The 19,231-nt window shown below is 58.4% G+C and carries 16 protein-coding genes; 3 read left to right on the top strand and 13 right to left on the bottom strand.

Annotated features, from left to right (window positions below; genetic code table 11):
* Nucleotides 1-77 precede the first annotated feature (77 nt).
* Both panC and panB read right to left on the bottom strand, forming a co-directional pair.
* Nucleotides 78-926: a pantoate--beta-alanine ligase gene (gene panC, locus TRM7557_RS13160; protein WP_058290650.1), complete on the bottom strand. Its 849-nt coding sequence runs from the start codon at nucleotides 924-926 to the stop codon at nucleotides 78-80.
* A 14-nt stretch (nucleotides 927-940) separates the two neighbouring features.
* A complete protein-coding gene (gene panB / locus TRM7557_RS13155) occupies nucleotides 941-1,774 on the bottom strand; it encodes a 3-methyl-2-oxobutanoate hydroxymethyltransferase (RefSeq protein WP_058290649.1) in 834 nt (277 codons plus the stop codon).
* 258 nt (nucleotides 1,775-2,032) lie between these two features.
* Between panB and TRM7557_RS13150 the strand changes: the two genes are divergently transcribed.
* A complete protein-coding gene (locus TRM7557_RS13150; protein WP_058290648.1) occupies nucleotides 2,033-2,521 on the top strand; it encodes a GNAT family N-acetyltransferase in 489 nt (162 codons plus the stop codon).
* Nucleotides 2,522-2,524: 3 nt separating this feature from the next.
* Here the strand turns inward: TRM7557_RS13150 and pncB are convergent, their stop codons facing one another.
* The 3 genes from pncB to pncA all read right to left on the bottom strand — a co-directional run bounded on the left by pncB (nucleotide 2,525) and on the right by pncA (nucleotide 6,829).
* Nucleotides 2,525-3,814 carry a nicotinate phosphoribosyltransferase gene (gene pncB / locus TRM7557_RS13145; RefSeq protein WP_058290647.1) on the bottom strand — a complete coding sequence of 430 codons (1,290 nt, stop codon included), beginning with the start codon at nucleotides 3,812-3,814 and terminating at the stop codon, nucleotides 2,525-2,527.
* A gap of 63 nt (nucleotides 3,815-3,877) precedes the next feature.
* Entirely contained in the window at nucleotides 3,878-6,151 is a 2,274-nt protein-coding gene (locus tag TRM7557_RS13140) for an ATP-binding protein (RefSeq protein WP_058290646.1), read from the bottom strand.
* A gap of 84 nt (nucleotides 6,152-6,235) precedes the next feature.
* Nucleotides 6,236-6,829 carry a bifunctional nicotinamidase/pyrazinamidase gene (pncA, locus tag TRM7557_RS13135; RefSeq protein WP_058290645.1) on the bottom strand — a complete coding sequence of 198 codons (594 nt, stop codon included), beginning with the start codon at nucleotides 6,827-6,829 and terminating at the stop codon, nucleotides 6,236-6,238.
* Between the two features lie 203 nt (nucleotides 6,830-7,032).
* On the opposite strand from pncA, the gene trhO reads away from it, so the two are divergent.
* Nucleotides 7,033-7,941, top strand: a complete 909-nt coding sequence (gene trhO, locus TRM7557_RS13130) for an oxygen-dependent tRNA uridine(34) hydroxylase TrhO (protein ID WP_058290644.1) — start codon at nucleotides 7,033-7,035, stop codon at nucleotides 7,939-7,941.
* Nucleotides 7,942-7,954: 13 nt separating this feature from the next.
* Here trhO and TRM7557_RS13125 read toward each other — a convergent pair whose 3' ends face one another.
* From TRM7557_RS13125 to TRM7557_RS13115, 3 genes are all read right to left on the bottom strand, one after another.
* Entirely contained in the window at nucleotides 7,955-9,328 is a 1,374-nt protein-coding gene (locus TRM7557_RS13125) for an FAD-binding oxidoreductase (RefSeq protein WP_058290643.1), read from the bottom strand.
* Between the two features lie 92 nt (nucleotides 9,329-9,420).
* Nucleotides 9,421-11,838, bottom strand: coding sequence for a DNA topoisomerase (ATP-hydrolyzing) subunit B (gene gyrB / locus TRM7557_RS13120; protein ID WP_058290642.1), 2,418 nt, complete (start codon nucleotides 11,836-11,838; stop codon nucleotides 9,421-9,423).
* Nucleotides 11,839-11,935: 97 nt separating this feature from the next.
* Nucleotides 11,936-12,529 carry an NAD(P)H-dependent oxidoreductase gene (locus TRM7557_RS13115; RefSeq protein WP_058290641.1) on the bottom strand — a complete coding sequence of 198 codons (594 nt, stop codon included), beginning with the start codon at nucleotides 12,527-12,529 and terminating at the stop codon, nucleotides 11,936-11,938.
* Nucleotides 12,530-12,634: 105 nt separating this feature from the next.
* On the opposite strand from TRM7557_RS13115, the gene TRM7557_RS13110 reads away from it, so the two are divergent.
* The gene (locus TRM7557_RS13110) at nucleotides 12,635-13,219 is read left to right on the top strand and encodes a TetR/AcrR family transcriptional regulator (RefSeq protein ID WP_058290640.1); all 585 of its coding nucleotides are present in this window, start codon (nucleotides 12,635-12,637) and stop codon (nucleotides 13,217-13,219) included.
* On the opposite strand, the gene recF is transcribed toward TRM7557_RS13110, so the two are convergent.
* The 5 genes from recF to TRM7557_RS13085 form a co-directional block, all read right to left on the bottom strand.
* A complete protein-coding gene (gene recF, locus TRM7557_RS13105) occupies nucleotides 13,209-14,306 on the bottom strand; it encodes a DNA replication/repair protein RecF (RefSeq protein ID WP_058290639.1) in 1,098 nt (365 codons plus the stop codon). The two genes, TRM7557_RS13110 and recF, sit on opposite strands and share 11 nt — an antisense overlap.
* A 59-nt stretch (nucleotides 14,307-14,365) precedes the next feature.
* Nucleotides 14,366-15,487 (bottom strand): DNA polymerase III subunit beta, encoded by a 1,122-nt coding sequence (dnaN, locus tag TRM7557_RS13100; RefSeq protein WP_058290638.1) that lies wholly within the window; start codon nucleotides 15,485-15,487, stop codon nucleotides 14,366-14,368.
* Nucleotides 15,488-15,820: 333 nt separating this feature from the next.
* On the bottom strand, nucleotides 15,821-17,221 hold the full coding sequence (gene dnaA, locus TRM7557_RS13095) for a chromosomal replication initiator protein DnaA (protein ID WP_058290637.1): 1,401 nt from the start codon (nucleotides 17,219-17,221) through the stop codon (nucleotides 15,821-15,823).
* Between the two features lie 640 nt (nucleotides 17,222-17,861).
* A complete protein-coding gene (rpsT, locus tag TRM7557_RS13090; RefSeq protein ID WP_058290636.1) occupies nucleotides 17,862-18,125 on the bottom strand; it encodes a 30S ribosomal protein S20 in 264 nt (87 codons plus the stop codon).
* Nucleotides 18,126-18,434: 309 nt separating this feature from the next.
* Nucleotides 18,435-19,211 carry an enoyl-CoA hydratase gene (locus TRM7557_RS13085; protein ID WP_058290635.1) on the bottom strand — a complete coding sequence of 259 codons (777 nt, stop codon included), beginning with the start codon at nucleotides 19,209-19,211 and terminating at the stop codon, nucleotides 18,435-18,437.
* Between the last annotated feature and the right edge of the window lie 20 nt (nucleotides 19,212-19,231).

Here is a 19,231-nt window from a genome sequence, read left to right as displayed (position 1 = left end):
CGCTTTGGAGGGGACAGTAGCCATAAATCTGCTACCGCTACCAGCCCCTACGAAATCTTTCGTTGGGACGCTGCAAACTAGACCGCGATATTGTCGATCAGGCGAACACCGTCCAGCCAGGCTGCCACAAACATCCGCGCCGGTTTGTCAGCCTGTTCCAGCGCCACCAACGTCTCTGCGCAGCGCAGATCGATGTATTCGACCTCACCGAAACCAAGCGTGGCCAGATCGGCGCGCAGGCCAGTCTCGATCGGGGCATAAGGTGCGCCCGAACGCAGGCGTTCGGCAGCCGCTTCCATCAAGGGGTTCAGCTTGCCAGCCGTCACAAGCCCGGCTTCAGACAGCCGCGTATTGCGTGACGACATGGCAAGGCCCGAGGGTTCACGCACGGTGGGACACCCAACCACTTCGATCGGGATGTCCAGGTCACGGGCCATGCGGGTCACAACCATCAGCTGCTGGTAGTCTTTCTGACCAAAAAACGCCTTATCCGCACCGGTCTGCAGGAACAGTTTGGCCACCACGGTCGCCACACCTTCGAAATGGCCGGGACGGAAGGGGCCTTCCATCACGCTGGTGATCGACCCACCCACGGCAACCTCGGTCGCATAGCCTTGCGGGTACATCTCGTTCGGGTCGGGCACAAAGATCGCGTCCACGCCAAAAGGAGCGAGCTTTTCTGCGTCCTCAACCTCGGTCCGGGGATAATTCGCCAGATCTTCCGGGCTGTTGAACTGTTTGGGGTTCACAAAGATTGTCACCACAACGCGATCGCAGGCAGCTTTTGCAGCTTCGACCAGCGACAGATGCCCCTGATGCAGCGCGCCCATTGTCGGCACCACAGCGAGAGTCTCGCCTTTCATCATGCTTTCACGGCGCAGGGCGCGCAGGTCAGCAAGCGAGCGCAGGATCGGAGCGGCAGTCATAGCGGCGATATCCTTCATTTGGACGAACCGGGTGCGGTTTCGGCAAAGGTATGTTCCGGCGCCGGGAAGGTCCGGGCGCGTACCTCGGCGGCATATTCCGCAATCGCCTCTTCTGCAATAGGGCCAAGTTCGGCATAGCGTTTCACAAACTTTGGTTTGAACGCGGTGAAAAAGCCGACCATATCATCCACGACCAACACCTGACCGTCACAGCCAGCCGAAGCGCCAATGCCGATGGTCGGAATGCCGATCTCTTCGGTCACGCGGTCGGCCAGTGCGGCGGGAACTTTTTCAAGGACAACCGCGAAAGCGCCTGCTTCCTCGACCGCTTTGGCGTCAGCCAACAGCTGATCGCCCGCCTCGCCACGGCCCTGCACCTTGTAGCCCCCCAGTGTGTTGATCGACTGCGGGGTCAGGCCCACATGTGCCATCACCGGAATGCCGCGTGCCACAAGGAAGCGAATGGTCTCGGCCATTTCCACGCCGCCCTCGAGCTTCACCGCAGCGCAGCCGGTTTCCGCCATCATGCGGGCAGCATTGCGAAACGCTTGCGCCGGACCTTCCTCGTAAGAGCCAAAGGGCATGTCGATCACCAGACACGCGCGGCTCAGGCCGCGTGCCACGGCCTGGCCATGCAGGATCATCATCTCCATGGTCACGCCCAACGTCGAGGTCAGACCATGCAGCACCATGCCGACACTGTCGCCCACCAGGACAAAGTCGCAATGCGAATCCATCAGACGCGCCATCGGCGTTGTATAGGCGGTGAGGCTGACAATGGGCTGGCCGCCCTTCATGGCGCGGATATCCTGCGCATTCAGGGCAGTCTTACGGGCTGTGGCACTCATCACGGTCTCCTCCGGGGGCGCGGGCCTGTCGCGAGAGGCAGCTTGCGCGCGCTGTCACAGTCAAAATTTGACCGTCTTTACCAATTTCAAAGGTTGAATGCCAGTCATGCGGCACCGCGGCGAAACTTTATTACGTCGGGAAAAAGGTCAAGGCGGCGTGCGGTCGCAACAGAGATTGCAACGCTGGTATCACTTTTCTAACCCTCGCGAGTCACACTGCGCTGACGAAATCAAACAAAGGCGTCGCGGACCAAGCCGATGACGAACACGACCTATGACCTCTGCCCGGTGACATTGCGGGCCATCTCGCCTGACGAAAAGGGGCGATTTGCGAGTCAGCTGGCCAACTACCTTGCCGAGGTGCGGCCGGAAGCGCGTTTGGACGTGATGCAACGTGCCGGGCAACTGCTCAACCGGCGCGACACCTACGTCTGGTGGTTGATAGATCAGGCCACGACCGTGGGTTTTTCCGTGGTCCTGAAGCTGCCGGAAGACCGCCGCGAGCTGTCAGAGTTCACCATCTTTCCCCAGTACCGGCGCAAAGGCTTGGGTCAACAGGCGGCGCAACAGGTTCTTGCCACCCATTGCGGCCATTGGCGTATGGGCATATCGCGGACCTCTCATGCGGCGCTGTCTTTCTGGGGCACCTGCCTGAGCCTGCTGCCGGACATCAAAGACCTGCGCACCGGCGCGGCCTTTGCGGCCGAACAGGAAAAGAGCTTCACCTTTGTGGTCGGCCGCAGCTAACGCTCAGACAATCACATCCATGGACTCTTGGTGCCCCACCCCAAAGACACGCTTATAGCGCTCGATCTGTTCGGCTGGGCCCATGGCTTTTTCCGGATTGTCGGACAACTTAACCGTTGGCTTGCCATTGGCAGAGACCGCCTTGCACACCAACGAGAACGGCGCCAGCGCGTCGTCAGGCACCAGCCCGCGGAAATCATTGGTCAGCAGCGTGCCCCACCCAAAAGAGACATTCAACCGATCTGCGAACTGCCCGTGCAGCTCGCGGATCTTTTCAACGTCCAAACCGTCCGAGAAAATCACCCGTTTTGCACGCGGGTCTTCGCCGCGTTCCTGCCACCACTGAATGGCGGTTTCAGCGCCGCCTGCGGGATCACCACTGTCGATCCGAATCCCGGTCCAGCCCGCCAGCCAATCCGGGGCATTGTCCAGAAACCCTTTGGTGCCATAGGTGTCCGGCAGGATAATCCGCAGATTGCCGTCATGTTCTTCGTGCCAGTCAGACAGAACGTCATAGGGTGCACGCGCGAGGCCTGCATCGTCTTCGGCCAGAGCGGAATAGACCATAGGAAGCTCGTGCGCGTTTGTGCCGATCGCCTCAACCTCGCGACGCATGGCGATCAGGCAGTTCGAGGTACCGGTGAATTTGTCGCCCAAGCCCTCCATCATCGCCTGCGCGCACCAGTCCTGCCACAGGAAACTGTGGCGGCGACGGGTGCCGAAATCCGCAATCGACAGCCCGTCAATGTCGCGCAACTGTTCGATTTTTTCCCAAACCCGTGTCATCGCACGGGCATAAAGAACCTGCAGTTCAAAGCGCCCCATGTCGTCCAGAACAGCGCGCGAGCGCAGCTCCATCAGGACCGCCAAGGCGGGGATTTCCCACAGCATGACCTCGGGCCAGCTGCCTTCAAAGGTCAGCTCGTACTGATCGCCGCGCCGTTCCAGATGATACGGCGGCAGACGCAGACCCTCGAACCACTCCATGAAATCGGGGCGGAACATCTGACGTTTGCCATAAAACGTATTGCCGCGCAGCCATGTGCTTTCGCCCCGCGACAGCGACAGTGACCGGATGTGATCCAGCTGCTCGCGCAGCTCGCCTTCGTCAATAAGACGCGCCAGCGGCACCTTGTCCGACCGGTTGATCAGCGAAAACACCACGCGCGTGTCGGGCTTGTTGCGAAACACCGACTGGCACATCAGCAGCTTGTAGAAATCGGTGTCGATCAAGGACCGCACAATCGGATCGATTTTCCACTTGTGGTTATAAACGCGGGTCGCGATGTCCAAGGTCAGACCTTTCTGGCCAAAAAGAAATGTAGATACCGCTGCTGCGCCAAAGGCGGGGCTGGGTCATGAAGGAGCAGGCACGCTGACCTGCTCTGCTACTTGCAGCAATATCGCGACAAGTTCCCGGCGGGCAAGCGGTTTACTGAGAAAGCCATCCATACCGGCCGCTATACAAGCCTGTCGACTTTGGTCATCCACATTGGCCGTCAAAGCCGTGATATAGGGCTGTTCCACCGCCTGAGCCCGGATTTCGCGGGTCGCATCCAAACCGTTTTTGCGCGGCATTGAGACATCCATAAGGACCAGCTGTGGGCGCTCCGCCAGAGTTTTGGCGACCGCTTCTTCGCCATCCTCCGCAAAACTCAATTCAATGGGAAACCCATCCAGGAACTTGGTGATGATCAGGCGGTTGACGCGGTTGTCTTCCGCAACAAGAACGCGCAGGCTGACCCCTTCGGGCAGGGTCGTCGGGATCTCGGGTTGAGGCGCGGCACCCCCCTCTGGCCGCGTCTGGGCCGGGCTCAGCAACAGGTCGACGGCAAAGGTTGCGCCATCGCCCAGACCCGACCGCACCGTGATTGTGCCGCCCATCGCTTCGGCCAGATGCCGTGAAATGGGCAGCCCCAGACCCGTGCCGCCAAATTTGCGCGTGATGGCCGCATCTGCCTGCGAAAACCGTTCAAAGATCTTGTCCAGCTGCTCGGGCGCGATGCCAATACCACTATCGCTGACCTCGAAACAAAACCGCACCGCATCACCTTCGGTCCGGGCTGTGGCCGAAACCTCAACGCTGCCTTTTTCGGTGAATTTAATGGCGTTGCCGACAAGGTTCATAATGATCTGCCGCAGGCGGCGATGATCACCGCGCAGAAGCTGCGGCACTTCCGGCGCGACGGACAGGGCGAGTGTCAGCCCTTTCTCGCGGGCTTGTGGTCGCAACAGGCGCAGCGCATCCCCAAAACAGGCCCGCGGATCAAAATCCGCCTCTGTCAGCGTGACACCGCTGGCGTTCATCTTGGACAGGTCCAGCACATCATTGATCAACTCAAGCAGGGCCTGCGATGAATTCTGAATGGTATCAACGTATTCGCGCTGCGCCTCATTAAGAGCGGTTTCTTGCAGCAGCTGGGCCATGCCCAACACACCATTCATTGGCGTGCGAAATTCATGGCTCATCGTGGCGAGGAATTCTTCTTTTACGCGCGCGCCTTCCTCGGCAGCGGCCTTCGCCGCCTCGAGCTGTTCTTCGTGATGTTTGATGGCCGTAATATCACGTTCGACCGCGATAAAGGCCTCGAGCTCGCCTTTTTCGTCAAACACCGGCACCTGGTTTGTATCCAACCAAATGGTCGTGCCATCTTTACGTTGGTTCTGCAGCGTCATGCGGAAGGGTTCCGCATTGCGGCGTCCCCGTTCAACCGCGGAAACTTCGTCCGGGATATGTTCCCCGAAATGGAGAATATCACAGGGCGATTTGCCAACAGCCTCGTCCGCAGAATAGCCAGTGATGCGGGTAAACGCCTCGTTCGCCCAGAGTATCTCTCCGTCACGGCCAAGCAGCATGACACTGTCATTTGCATTCTCCGCGATCAAAGCAAGGCGGCGCGCTTCCTGTTTCTGGTCGTAAAGACGCATATAAGCATCTGCCAAAGCCTGACGCTGAAGCGCCTGCGACCGCATCGAGCGCTGCGACCGTTTCTGACGGCTCTGGATATAGACGCCGGTCCAAACCAGCGCCATACAGAGCGTAACACAGGAGGTCAGCAACAGCCCGATTGCATGCGTGCCATAATGCACGTCGCAGCAAATCTGCTGGTATAGCGCAATGCCGATCGGAGAGGCGGCCAAGATCCCCACGCGCAGCAGGCTCGCGACCCGATGGTAGCGCAGATCGAAACACGCCGTCAGCGCAGGCCCCAAAATCCCGCAAAGACTGAAGAATGGGACTGGCAATGACAGCTGACCGTCATCTGCCTCCAAACCGTAAAGCATTGGAAACGCCGCAAATGCTACAACAGAAAGCGCAAATCCAACCGCAAAAACACTGGCTATACGAAAGCCGCTTCGCAGCGACATCCCACGCTCTAGCAGTGCGGGCAGATTAAAGAGAAACCCCGTCTCCGCAAGTTCGGCCACCAGATAGATGAACAGCAACAGCAAAGGCAGGAGCGGGTCGAACCACGCAGACAACAAAAGAGTGACCACAGCACCGATCAGAATGCGCGGCCAAACGGTTGCGACACGGCCACGCGCATAGCGCAGCAGCATCCCTCGTTTGCTGAACTGCTCGTTGTGCAGGGCCAAGGGGCCTGGCGTGCCCGGCTTCAAGTTTTCCATGTGCCCTGTTTCCAAGTCCCGTGCTTTCCAACCCGCGATTTTAGGTTTTTCTATAGTGGTGTCCTTAATTTTCTCACACTTTGCTTAGGCAATAACGACACCTCGCGCGCGCATATTGTTCAAGGCCGTGTCAAGGGATCCATCCAGATCGATCGCCCGGCAAGCATCCAGAACAACCGTAACATCAAAACCCAAGCGGCGCGCGTCCATTGCGGAAAAGGCCACGCAGAAATCGGTCGCCAGACCGACGAGCGTCAATTCTTCAATGCCCCGGGTGCGTAAATACCCTTCGAGCCCAGTGGGCGTCACCTGATCGTTCTCAAAAAACGCGGAATAGCTGTCGATGGCGGTTCGGAACCCTTTGCGAATGATAAGGTCACCATCGGTGCGCAGGTCAGGGTGGAACGCCGCCCCATCGCTGTTTTTTACGCAATGATCCGGCCACAGCACCTGTGTGCCGTAGTCCAGTTCAGTTGTTTCAAAAGGCTGTTTGCCGTCGTAAGACGACGCAAACGAGGAATGCCCTGCCGGATGCCAGTCCTGTGTCAGGATCACAGTGTCAAACTGCGTCATCATCGCGTTTATTGGGGCGACGATCTCATCACCACCGGGCACAGCCAAGGCGCCGCCCGGGCAAAAATCGTTCTGGACGTCAATGACGAGCAAGGCTTTTGACATGAGCCGGTCCTTTCCAATGCAACCAATATCTGTTGGGCAGGCCTGCGAAAATCTGCAAGAGCCCACCCTGCGTCGACCTGTCATCTGACTGCGATGTTGCGAAAAGGCCAACAAAATATGATACTCTGTTACACCATTTAATCTTTTGGCATCGACCAAAACGAGGCTTGAATTGCCCCTCTCATCGCTCTAAGGGCGGGACTATGTACACGATCGCCGCTCTCTATCAGTTCACCCGATTCCCCGATCCCGCAGCCATTAAACCTGCGCTTCTTGACCTGTGCGTTGCTCAGGAAGTGAGGGGCTCTTTGCTGCTGGCAAACGAAGGGATCAATGGCACCATCGCAGGCCCCCGCGCAGGCATTGATGCGGTTCTGGCACATATCAAGTCCCTGCCGGGCTGCGCAGACCTTGAGTGGAAAGAAGCCACCGCCAAAGATGCGCCCTTCGGCAAAATGAAAGTGCGGCTCAAGAAAGAGATCGTCACCCTGGGCCAGCCAGATGTGGACCCGCTGTCCACGGTTGGCAACTATGTGGAGCCCGAGGATTGGAACGATCTGATCCGCTCTGATGATGTGGTGGTGATCGATACCCGCAATGACTACGAAGTTGCCATTGGCACCTTTGAAGGCGCGATTGACCCCAAGACGGAAAGCTTCCGCGACTTCCCGAAATGGTGGGAAGACAACAAGGACCGCTTCCACAACAAGCGCGTTGCCATGTTCTGCACCGGTGGCATTCGTTGTGAAAAATCAACGAACTACCTGTTGGGACAAGGGGTAGAGGATGTCTATCACCTCAAGGGGGGCATCCTGCGGTACCTCGAAGAAGTGCCCAAGGAAGACAGCAGCTGGGAAGGCGATTGCTTTGTCTTCGACAACCGCGTCTCTGTGGGGCATGGGTTGGTCGAAGGCCCGCATGAACTGTGCCACGGCTGCCGCCGACCGATCTTGCCCGAAGACAAGCTGCGTCCCGAATATGAAAAAGGCGTCTCGTGCCATCAATGCGCACACGAGACCTCTGAGGCAGACAAAAACCGCTTTCGGGAACGCCAAAAGCAGGTCCGTCTCGCCCGCGAACGGGGCCTTAAATCGCATGGGTGGATCGACTGAAGAAGCGGTGGCGCTAGCCTTGCGCCACCATTTTCCCGGGGTTCATCAGGTTCAATGGATCAACAGCCTGCTTTAGCGTTTTCATTAACGCATAGGCTGCGCCGTGTTCCTGCTCCATATACTTCATCTTGCCGGTGCCGACGCCGTGTTCGCCGGTCACAGTGCCACCGAATTTCAGGGCTGTCTGACTGACGGCTTCGGCCAGCGCTTTGGCACGTGCCAATTCGTCCTCTGACTCTGGATCAACCAAGATGAGCAGGTGAAAATTGCCGTCACCCACATGCCCAACCAATGGCGCAATCAGTCCGCTCTGTGCGATCAGCTTCTTGGTGTGTGCGATACAATCCGCTAGCGCAGAGATCGGCACACAGCAGTCTGTCACCATCCCTTCGCAGCCTTTGCGCAGAGATTTACCGGCGTAATAGGCGTTGTGACGGGCCTGCCACAGGCGGTTGCGCTCTTCTGCTTTTGTGGCCCAGCTGAACCCGGATACGCCGAGGTCTTCGGCGATGGCTTCGAATTGCTCCACCTGCTCTCTCACCCCAGCTTCTGTTCCGTGGAACTCTAGGAAAAGATGAGGCTTTTCAGGCATGTCCATGTCTGGATTATAGGTATTCATCCCGCGCATCTGAACCTCGTCCAGAAGCTCGATCCGTGCCATAGGCAGACCGATTTGGATGGCAAGGATCACCGTATGCACAGCCTCTTCGATGGTCTCAAAGGCGCAGGTTGCAGACAGGATCGCCTCGGGTTGACCAAACAGGCGAACAGTCAACTTGGTGATAATACCCAAGGTCCCTTCTGACCCCACAAAGAGATGAGTGAGATCATAGCCCGAAGCCGACTTACGGGCGCGTGATCCGGTTTCAATCACCGTGCCGTCCGGCAGAACGACCTCCAACGCGAGGACGTTTTCGCGCATGGTGCCATAGCGCACGGTGTTCGTTCCAGACGCCCGGGTTGCCGCCATTCCGCCGATCGTGGCATCGGCACCGGGGTCCACCGTGAACATCAGGCCCGTGTCGCGCAGCTCTGTGTTGAGCTGGGTCCGGGTCACCCCAGGCTGCACCACTGCATCCAAATCAGAGCTGTGAATTTCCAGCACGCTGTTCATCCGACTGGTATCGACGCTGATGCCCCCGTGGATCGGAATCACGTGGCCTTCCAACGAAGACCCAATGCCAAATGGCACAACCGGAACCTTGTATTTGGTGCAAACCTTCATGATCGCAGAGACTTCTTCGGTGGTCTCTGGAAAGGCCACCGCATCCGGCAAAGCAGGTGCGGAATAGGCCTCGTCTCGGCCGTGAAGTTCCCGCACGGACGTGCCCGTTGAAAGCCGCTCGCCCAGCAGATCGCGCAGGTCGTCAATGGCTTCTGAAATCATGGTCTGCACCTCCCCTGCATACGGTCACATCATGCCCATATTCAGTCAGTGTCGGTCAAGAAAAAGGGGCCTTAACGGCCCCTCTAACACATTTAGAAATCGAGGTTTTCCACGCTAAGCGCGTTTTTCTGAATGAACTCTCGACGGGGCTCAACCACGTCGCCCATCAGCTTGGTGAAGAGATCATCCGCCTCAATCATATCGTCGACGCGAACCTGCAGCAGCGTGCGGGCATCCGGGTCCAGCGTGGTTTCCCACAGCTGGTCAGGATTCATTTCACCCAAGCCTTTGTAGCGCTGCAGGGAGAGGCCCTTTTCGCCCTCTTCCAGGATCGCTTTCAGCAGGCCAAGGGGGCCGTGGATCATCTGGTTGCGGTCCTTGCGCTGCAGAACGGCGGTGGAGCCATAGATTTCCTGCAAAGACGCGGTGAAGCTGCCGGTTTTGCGGGCTTCGCCCGAACGCAGCATCGGGCCATCCAAGGTCCGCAACTCTTCGACGCCGCGCAGGATGCGGGACAGGCGAATGCCGTGATCTTGCGTGATACGACCCCGCCAACCGCGTTCGTATTCCAGCGCGATCAGGTCCAGACGCTGCGCCACCTTGTCGGCCACGCCCTGAAGGTCGCTGTCCACAGCACCCGGAATAAAGGCGCCTGCAACGGCAGCCTGCTCGAGAATGTGGCGCGGATAATGGGTCGGGAAGGCGTCCAGAACGCGCTTCAGCTGGCGGGCCTCGTCGACCACACGGGTCAGGTCCGCACCGGCGATCTCGGCTCCATTGCCCAGTCGTAGCACCGCGCCATCGACACCTTGGTTGATCAAGTAATCATCCAGCGCGTTCTGGTCTTTGAGGTAGACCTCGGACTTGCCGCGCGACACTTTGTACAGCGGCGGCTGCGCAATATAGAGGTAGCCCCCTTCGATCAGCTCGGGCATCTGGCGATAGAAGAAGGTCAACAGCAGTGTGCGGATGTGCGCGCCGTCGACGTCCGCATCCGTCATGATGACGATCTTGTGGTAGCGCAGCTTGTCGATGTTGAACTCGTCCCGCCCAATGCCGGTGCCAAGCGCCATCACCAGATTGCCGATCTCTTGAGAGCCCAGCATCCGGTCAAACCGCGCGCGTTCCACGTTCAGGATCTTACCGCGCAAGGGCAGAATGGCCTGCGTCTGACGGTCACGGCCAGTCTGTGCGGAACCGCCAGCCGAGTCACCCTCGACGAGGAAGACTTCGGTCTTTGACGGGTCTTTCTCAGAACAGTCTTTCAGCTTACCGGCAAGGAAGTTCACATCCATCGCGGTTTTACGGCGGGTCAGCTCGCGCGCCTTGCGGGCCGCTTCGCGGGCCAGCGCGGCCTCGATGATCTTGCCGACAACCTGCTTGGCAACGTTGGGGTTTTCTTCAAACCATTCCGCCAGCTTTTCACCCATCAGGCTTTCAACAACCGGGCGCACCTCGGAAGAGACCAGCTTGTCTTTGGTCTGAGAGGAAAATTTCGGATCCGGCACTTTCACGGACAAAACACAGGTCAGGCCTTCACGGGCGTCATCACCGGTAAAGTTGACCTTCTCCTTCTTCGCAATGCCCGAAGATTGCGCATAGTTGTTGATGGTCCGGGTCAGCGCGCCGCGGAAGCCCGCAACATGGGTACCGCCATCGCGCTGCGGGATGTTGTTTGTGAAGGGCAGCACGGTCTCGTGGTAGGTGTCATTCCACCACATGGCGATTTCAACACCGATGTCGTCTTTTTCGCCTTTGATGTAGATCGGCGCGTCCATGACCGGGGTTTTGGACCGGTCGAGGTATTTAACGAACTCATTGACGCCGCCTTCATAGAACAGCTCCACCTCGAGCCGTTCTGCCGGGCGTTCGTCCGCCAGAATGATCCGCACGCCAGAGTTCAGGAAGGCCAGCTCGCGCAGGCGCTTTTCCAGCGTCTCATAGACATATTCCAGGTTGGAGAACGTGTCGGTCGACGCCAAGAACCGGACCTCGGTGCCGGTGCGATCCCCGCACTCGCCAACCACTTCCAGATGCTTCGCGGTGTCGCCGCGCTCAAAACGCGCAACGTGCTCTTTACCGTTTCGCCAGATGCGCAGTTCCAGCCAGTCAGACAGCGCGTTCACAACGGACACACCCACACCGTGCAGACCGCCGGACACCTTGTAAGAATTGCTGTCGAACTTACCGCCCGCATGCAGCTGCGTCATGATGACCTCGGCCGCTGAAACGCCCTCTTCCGGGTGGATATCCACCGGAATACCACGTCCGTTGTCGCTGACAGAGATCGAAGAATCTGCGTGAATGGTGACGTTTACCGCATCCGCATGACCAGCCAGTGCCTCGTCGATGCCGTTGTCGACAACCTCATAAACCATATGATGAAGGCCAGAGCCGTCATCGGTGTCACCAATGTACATGCCAGGGCGTTTGCGGACCGCCTCCAACCCCTTGAGAACCTTGATGGAATCTGCGCCATATTCTGCCGGGGATTGCTCGTTTTCGGACATTCACGCTTTCCTAAATTTGCTTTCGGATTTTATACGCCGAAAGAGGGGGCTTGTCACGCGCAAGCCCCCTTTTTTCTTGCCAGAATCGGGGGTCGAATCAGGCGGCTTCGGCGCCAAGCTGCGCAACTTTTTCACGCCAGCTTTGCACCTTTTTCTCATCCGCATGACTGGCCGGCGAAAAGGAGGTGAAACGCGTGGGCTTAATGCCGACAAATCCAAGAATCTGACGGGCGAAGATTTTCTTGATCGCATTGCCATACATCAACCACAGCAGGACCGCCGGGGTATCCGCTGTCAGCAGAACACGGGCGGTCTTGCCCTTCAGCATTGGAGAGGGAAAGCCAATCGCCGTTGTGTTGCGGGTGTCAAACGCGCGGCCCGGCAACAGCGCCCGATCAAACGCGCCCTTCAGCTTGGCCGGCATCGCCCCCCACCACAGCGGGGAGGTCACGACCACATGCTCGGCCCACTCCAGATCGGACAGCAACGCCTCCAGCGCCGGCTCAAGCGGCTTTGTATCGCTATACCCCCCCTCGCCGTAATCCATGTCAAACTCCATGGCAGAGATGTCGTGGTAGCGCACCTCGTGCCCACGCGCCTCGGCGCTTCGGCGGTAGGTTTCAGCCAGAGATTTATTCAGCGACGACTGACCGGGGTGGCCATTGATAAGGATGATCTTCTTGATGGACATGACGGGCTCCAGATTGTTAAATTGACCTCGGTCAGTTTATGACTCACAAAAATGACCTCGGTCAATTATTATTTTTGACCATGGTCACATTTTCACGGAGACCCCATGTCACGCGCGCCCCAGAAACGCCGCCTAGAAACCCGCGCCAAACTGCTCGCGGTTGCACAGGAAATCGTGTCCGAACAGGGCTATAGCGGCTTGCGAGTCGAAGATGTCGTTGCCCGCGCTGGCGTGGCCAAGGGCACGCTGTTTTCCCACTTTGGCGACAAGGACGGGCTGCTTGCGGTGCTGATCGGTGGCGAAGTTATGGGCCAGCTAGATCAGATCCATGGCCTAGGCACCCCCGAATCGATCGACGATCTGACCAAGCGCCTGTTCGTTCATTTGGATTTCGTCGCCAAGGATCGGATGATTTTTGACATCCTGCTGCGCTATTCCGGCGCCACTGGGTCTGAAACCAATGAGGTCGTCACAGAAACCTTCACCCGTCGCTGCGACCTTGCCAAAGGCTGGATTTCCCAGATGCAGGCCGCAGGCACGGTGCGCGCGGGGTTGGACCCCGAATTTCTGGCCGAAGGTATTGAGGCCTTCCTTGCCCATGTGCTCGCCATTAGCTTCTGCATGGAACACGAACTGCGCGACCCCAAAGCGGCGCTTCAGCCCTTTTTGCAGGCCTGGCTCAGCCCGTAATCAGGGCTGATTGCCCGTCTTCGTCGCGCACCTCTACCCTCTGTGCCCGATCTCCAAGCTCACCAAAGAGCTCTGGACCCGTCCCCGTCATCCAGGCCTGCGCGCCAAGCGCGCAGATCTCGTCATAAAGTGCCGCACGACGTCCCGCGTCCAGATGCGCCGCGACCTCATCCAGCAGCAGAATAGGCGGTGCGCCCTCCGCCTTTGCCAGCGCCCGCGCATTGGCAAGGATCAGCGACACCAGCAGCGCTTTCTGTTCCCCGGTCGAACAATCCTTCGCAGGCAGACCTTTGGCCTGATAGGTGCCGATCAGATCGCTGCGGTGCGGACCAACCAGAGTGCGCCCGGCGTTGAGATCCCGAAACCGGCTTTCATCCAGCGCATCCCGAAAATCCTCAACCGTGGTGGGCATGCTGCCCTCGCTCTGGATCAGTTCCAGCTCCGCCGTGGGAAAGGCCGTCTCTGCTGCAGACTGCGCCGCCATAAGCCGATCTACCGCGCCGACACGACCCTGATGAATACGGTGACCCGCTTCGGCCATCTGGCTTTCGAGCACCTTGTACCAGACAGCATCGCGAATATTGTCTTTCAGCAGCCGATTGCGTTCACGCATGGCTTTCTCGTAAGCCAGCGTGGCCTCCGCATGGGTGGGGTCAAAGCTCAGAACAATCCGATCCAGAAACCGTCGCCGCCCTTCTGCCGCTTCGATCCACAGCCGGTCCATCGCAGGGATCAGCCAGACCACCCGGGCAATCTGACCCAGCGCCACCTGATTGGCGGGCTTATTGTCAATTTTCACCTGACGTGCATTGCCACCTTCGGCCCAAGTCTCAACCTCAAACGCCATGTCCGGCGCCTGCAGGACAGCCGACAGCTTCCAGCCAAGCGCCTCGGGACGGCGCGCCATTTCTGCGGCCGCTGCGCGGCGAATACCGCGCCCAGGTGAAAACAGCGACACGGCTTCAAGAATATTGGTCTTACCCGCCCCGTTGTTGCCATGGATGGCCACCGGGCGGCCGTCCAAACGCAATTCCGCTCGCAGATGCGAGCGGAAATGAGACAGTTGCAAGGAAGTCAGCGCAGACATGGCGCGCGCCTATCTTTCATCTTTTTCCAAATATCCCCGCCGGAGGCATCCGACCGCGCTCACACACGCATCGGCATGACGACGTACACCGCGCTTTCGTCTGTGCCTTCGCGCATCAGGGTCGGATCGCCGGACGAATTGAACATGAACACAGCATTTTCGCGGTCCACTTGGCTGGCGATCTCCAGCAGGTATTTCGCGTTGAAGCCGATTTCCAGACGCTCGTCACCGTAAGCCACGGCCAGCTCTTCTTCGGCGGCACCGCTGTCGGGCGCATTGACCGACAGGATCAGCTTATCCTCTTCCAGCTGCAGCTTCACCGCACGCGAACGCTCGGACGACACGGTCGCCACGCGGTCCACAGCTTTGGCAAACTCGGACGCGTCGACTTCCAGACGGCGGGTGTTGCCGACGGGAATAACGCGCGTGTAGTCGGGGAAAGTGCCATCAATGACCTTGGAGGTCAGGGTGATGGTCGGCGTCGCAAAGCGCACTTTGGTCTCGGACACGGACACTGCGATGTCCATTTCGTCATCGTCCAGCAGCTTGCGCAGTTCGCCAACGGTTTTGCGCGGCACGATCACGCCCGGCATGTCCTCGGCGCCCATCGGCAGATCGGAATCGATCCGCGCCAGACGGTGACCATCGGTGGCAACACAGCGCAGCGCCTTGCGGCCATCAGACCCGTCGGTCACATGCATGTACACGCCGTTCAGGTAATACCGGGTCTCCTCGGTGGAGATCGCGAACTTCGACTTGTCGAACAGACGGCGCATGACGGCAGCGTTCGCGGTGAAGTTGGAGTGGTATTCGGAAGTCGCCATAACCGGGAAGTCTTCGCGCGGCAGGGTCGCCAGCGAGAAGTTCGACCGGCCCGCTTCAACCGTCAGACGGCCCGAGGCCGCATCAGCCGTCAGCGTCACCAGCGCACCATCGGGCAGTTTTCGAACGATTTCATGCAGGGTGGTTGCAGCCACAGTTGTCGCACCGGCACGTTCGACCTGTGCAACCGCTTTGTCGACCACTTCGATATCAAGATCGGTGGCGCGGAACTGAACGGTTTCGCCTTCGGCTTCGATCAGAACATTGGCGAGGATCGGGATGGTATTGCGGCGTTCAACCACCGACTGCGCCTGGGCCACGGCCTTGAGCAGGGTGCCGCGTTCAATGCTGATTCTCATATCCGTCATTCCTCTTCATCTGGCGTCCCGGATCGGGGTCCCTGCGTCTTGGGTGTTCTTGTGCGGGCGTTTCTGCCGCGCCAACGTTGGTAGGGACCGGCAGGTTACCGCCTCGCGCCTGTGACACAAGGTTTTTTGTAGATTTCTTCTAAGGTTTTACAGAACCGTCAAGGGCTGACCCAGCACCACGGCCGCAAACCTTGCCCAAGGCCAATGCGGTGTTGCGCAAGGCACACTTAACACGGTGGGTTGGGTCAAAAAAACGGCCCCGGCGGGCAACCGGGACCGTTTGGCAACAGACCTCATAGAGGCGCGGCCTGTTGTTCGCTTGTCTTAGGCCTCAAGCGCGCGGCGCAGCATTTCCACATCTTCGGCGATCTGGCCGTCGATGGTCTTCAGTTCTTCGATCCGCTTCACACCGTGCATGACAGTGGTGTGGTCGCGCCCACCAAAGCGGCGGCCAATTTCCGGCAGGCTGCGGCTGGTCAACTGTTTGCACAGATACATCGCCACCTGACGCGGACGCGCATAAGAGCGCAGGCGCTTCGGGCCGATAATATCCGACATCCGAATATTGTAGTACTCGGACACTTTACGCTGGATCTCCTCAACGGTGATCTTGCGCTCGGACGCCCGCAGCACGTCGGCCAGACAGTCCTGGGTCAGCTCCATGTCGATCTCGCGACCCACCAGCGAGGCAAAGGCGAACAGGCGGGTCAGCGCACCTTCAAGAACACGCACGTTGGTCGAAATGCGGTGCGCCAGCAGCTCCAGAACGCCATCCTGGATCTTCAGATCCGGGTAGGTCTGGCGGTTCTGTTGAACCTTGGTCTGCAGGATGCCCAGACGCAGCTCATAGTCGGTCGGGTGCAGGTCGACGACCAGACCGCACTGCAGACGGGATTTCACTCGGTCTTCCAGATCCTTGATCTCGCCGGGCGCACGGTCGGCAGAGATAATGATCTGTTTGTTCTGGTCCACCAGCGCGTTGAAGGTGTGGAAGAACTCTTCCTGAGTGGAATCTTTGCCGGCGATAAACTGAACATCATCGACCATCAGCACGTCCACGGACCGGAACAGATGTTTAAAGTCCATCATGCGGCGTTCGCGCAGCGCTTGCACAAAGCGATACATGAACTGCTCAGCCGACAGATACAGCACGTTCAGGTGCGGGTTCTTCTCGGTCAGCTCCCACGCAATGGCGTGCATCAGATGGGTTTTACCCAAGCCAACACCACCATAAAGCACCAGTGGGTTAAAGGTGACCGGACCACCTTCGGCAACGCGGCGTGCGGCAGCATGCGCCAGTTCGTTCGGTTTACCCACAACAAAGCTGTCAAAGGTATAGCGCGGATCAAGCGGCGCGGCTTGCAGCTCTTCCAAGGGGGATTTCTCGGACACGGCAGTCTCCATCACACTGGACGCCTCGCGCACCGGGCTCGGGGCCGCAGCAGGCTTGGCAGGGGTGGGCTGCACGGGACGTGTCGGAGAATTCGCCGCCACTTTAAAGGCCAGTCGCTGCACCGGTTCACCCGACAGGGAGAATTCGTGCAGAATCAGGTCAGAGAAGTTCTGACTGACATAATTGCCCATAAAGTTCGTTGGAACCTGAAAGGTTGCCACACCGGCATCCACGCGCTCCAGTTCCAGCGGTTCAATCCAAGTCGTATAGTTGTTCTGCCCGACCGTCTTAAGCAAACGGTTTCTTAGTTGGCCCCAGGTATCTTCGTTCATGCTGCGCCTCACGCATTCCTATCATTGTGGCCCCAATTGGAAGGGACCTTTCCTTATTCGTCTCAGCGTCGGACCAACCGAAGGCCGCCCGACAGCGATCAGGCATAGGAAGAGCGTCGACTGACTTTGCACAAAGACAGCCTGAGAGATGTTTCCCAATATGAAAAACGCCACCACGCGCGGAACACACACATCCGACGCGTAAAACGCTCGACCCGAGCTCACCGAAAAAGACAGGATATCCACAACCGGTAACCGACAAAGGTCTCCGGAAGTGGCAAAACAACTTCATCATGGCCCACAAGACATAGGTCTCGAAAGCGCAAGATCCGAAGCTGTTGGCGGTTCTAATGCCCGTTAGAATCGCCGCTGGCAGCCTGTCCCCCCAGCGAATGAATCGCTGGAACAGTGGTACCAATTCCAAGCGGTAGGCGGCAACTGAACTATGATGTTGACTCCGGAATCCCCCACAAAGAATCCCCACGACTCTGTGGGGGAAATGGGAATCCGGCAAATATGAAAAAGGCGCCGCGGGGCGCGGCGCCTTTGAATGTTCGATTCCGTCAATTTTATCCCCATCTGGGGAAGGAATCAGCAATTCCGTAAAACCGTAACGCTTGCGTCACAGCTCCGTTTGGAATCAGCCCAGCGCTTTAACGCGGGATGCCAGACGGGACACTTTACGGGATGCGGTGTTCTTGTGGTAAACGCCTTTGGTGACGCCGCGCATCAGTTCCGGCTGAGCTGCGCGCAGAGCTGCGGTCGCTGCTTCCTTGTCACCGGATTCGATGGCTTCTTCTACTTTACGCAGGTAGGTGCGGATGCGCGAACGACGGGCTTTGTTGACTGCAAAGCGTTTTTCGTTCTGACGTGCGCGCTTCTTGGCCTGAGGGCTATTTGCCATGGTATTGGACCTTATCTTCGGGTTCGTTTCAAAAAAGGGCGAATGCCAGCCAAACCCGGATCAGATCCACCGGTGTGATTCTAGCCAGAGCGGGCTGCACGCGCATGTATGGCGGAGGTCTCTACCGGAAAGGGCGGGGCTTGGCAAGTGGGTCGAACACCGGACCCTTGTTTAGCCCCCCTGACAAAAAAGCCATCAAAGCTTTGGAACAAAAACGGCGGGCCCTGGTTCGGGACCCGCCATCCTCTCCTTTTGGCGTGGTGACCTCACGGGGAGATCACCTAAAGGTCACCGCCCCTATCCGCCTTGTTACTTGTCTCGGAACTGTGCTTCGCGCTTTTCTAAGAAGGCAGCCATGCCCTCTTTCTGATCTTCGGTCGCAAACATTGAATGGAAGACCCGCCGCTCGAACAATAGCCCCTCGTTCAACGGCAGCTCGTAGGAACGGTTCACCGCTTCCTTCACCGCCATAGCGGTCAGCAGAGATTTCTCAGCAATCTTCTGCGCCGCGCCGGTGGCTTCTTCCATCAGTTTCTTGGCCGGAACCACACGCGAAACGAGACCCGAACGTTCCGCTTCTTCTGCGGTCATAAAACGGCCTGTCAGGTTCATGTCCATGGATTTGGACTTGCCCACAAAACGCGTCAGGCGTTGCGTGCCACCAATACCTGCGGTCACACCGAGGTTGATCTCGGGCTGGCCGAATTTCGCATTGTCGGCCGCGATGATGAAATCGCACAGCATTGCCAGTTCGCAGCCGCCGCCCAGCGCGTAACCGGCGACTGCCGCGATGATCGGTTTGCGGATCGCCGCGATACGATCATTGGCGCTGGCGAACAGATTGGAGGCAAAGACCTCCACATAGGTCAGCTCGGACATTTCCTTGATGTCGGCGCCCGCAGCAAAAGCCTTCTCGGAACCAGTCAGGATAATACAGCGCACCTTGTCGCTGGCGTCGGCTTCCTCAAGAGCTTCGCAGAGCTCTCTCACAAGAACGCTGTTGAGCGCATTCAACGCTTCAGGCCGGTTCAGCTTGATGGTGCAGACGTGGTCCTGAATATCGACGTTGAGCGTCTCAAAGGCCATGACAATTCGCTTTCAGTTGT

This window comes from Tritonibacter multivorans (genome assembly GCF_001458415.1).
Lineage (GTDB): Bacteria > Pseudomonadota > Alphaproteobacteria > Rhodobacterales > Rhodobacteraceae > Epibacterium > Epibacterium multivorans.
Note: the sequence above shows the minus strand (reverse complement) of the source record. Positions and strands in the feature narration are given on the sequence as shown.

What these genes read in the sequence shown, in the direction of transcription:
- pncA (WP_058290645.1), bottom strand. Translation starts at nt 6,829, where the DNA reads ATGTCAAAAGCCTTGCTCGTCATTGACGTCCAGAACGATTTTTGCCCG.
- rpsT (WP_058290636.1), bottom strand. Translation starts at nt 18,125, where the DNA reads ATGGCAAATAGCCCTCAGGCCAAGAAGCGCGCACGTCAGAACGAAAAA.
- panB (WP_058290649.1), bottom strand. Translation starts at nt 1,774, where the DNA reads ATGAGTGCCACAGCCCGTAAGACTGCCCTGAATGCGCAGGATATCCGC.
- TRM7557_RS13125 (WP_058290643.1), bottom strand. Translation starts at nt 9,328, where the DNA reads ATGATTTCAGAAGCCATTGACGACCTGCGCGATCTGCTGGGCGAGCGG.
- trhO (WP_058290644.1), top strand. Translation starts at nt 7,033, where the DNA reads ATGTACACGATCGCCGCTCTCTATCAGTTCACCCGATTCCCCGATCCC.
- TRM7557_RS13110 (WP_058290640.1), top strand. Translation starts at nt 12,635, where the DNA reads ATGTCACGCGCGCCCCAGAAACGCCGCCTAGAAACCCGCGCCAAACTG.
- TRM7557_RS13115 (WP_058290641.1), bottom strand. Translation starts at nt 12,529, where the DNA reads ATGTCCATCAAGAAGATCATCCTTATCAATGGCCACCCCGGTCAGTCG.
- dnaA (WP_058290637.1), bottom strand. Translation starts at nt 17,221, where the DNA reads ATGAACGAAGATACCTGGGGCCAACTAAGAAACCGTTTGCTTAAGACG.
- TRM7557_RS13085 (WP_058290635.1), bottom strand. Translation starts at nt 19,211, where the DNA reads ATGGCCTTTGAGACGCTCAACGTCGATATTCAGGACCACGTCTGCACC.
- dnaN (WP_058290638.1), bottom strand. Translation starts at nt 15,487, where the DNA reads ATGAGAATCAGCATTGAACGCGGCACCCTGCTCAAGGCCGTGGCCCAG.
- recF (WP_058290639.1), bottom strand. Translation starts at nt 14,306, where the DNA reads ATGTCTGCGCTGACTTCCTTGCAACTGTCTCATTTCCGCTCGCATCTG.
- gyrB (WP_058290642.1), bottom strand. Translation starts at nt 11,838, where the DNA reads ATGTCCGAAAACGAGCAATCCCCGGCAGAATATGGCGCAGATTCCATC.
- TRM7557_RS13150 (WP_058290648.1), top strand. Translation starts at nt 2,033, where the DNA reads ATGACGAACACGACCTATGACCTCTGCCCGGTGACATTGCGGGCCATC.
- TRM7557_RS13140 (WP_058290646.1), bottom strand. Translation starts at nt 6,151, where the DNA reads ATGGAAAACTTGAAGCCGGGCACGCCAGGCCCCTTGGCCCTGCACAAC.
- panC (WP_058290650.1), bottom strand. Translation starts at nt 926, where the DNA reads ATGACTGCCGCTCCGATCCTGCGCTCGCTTGCTGACCTGCGCGCCCTG.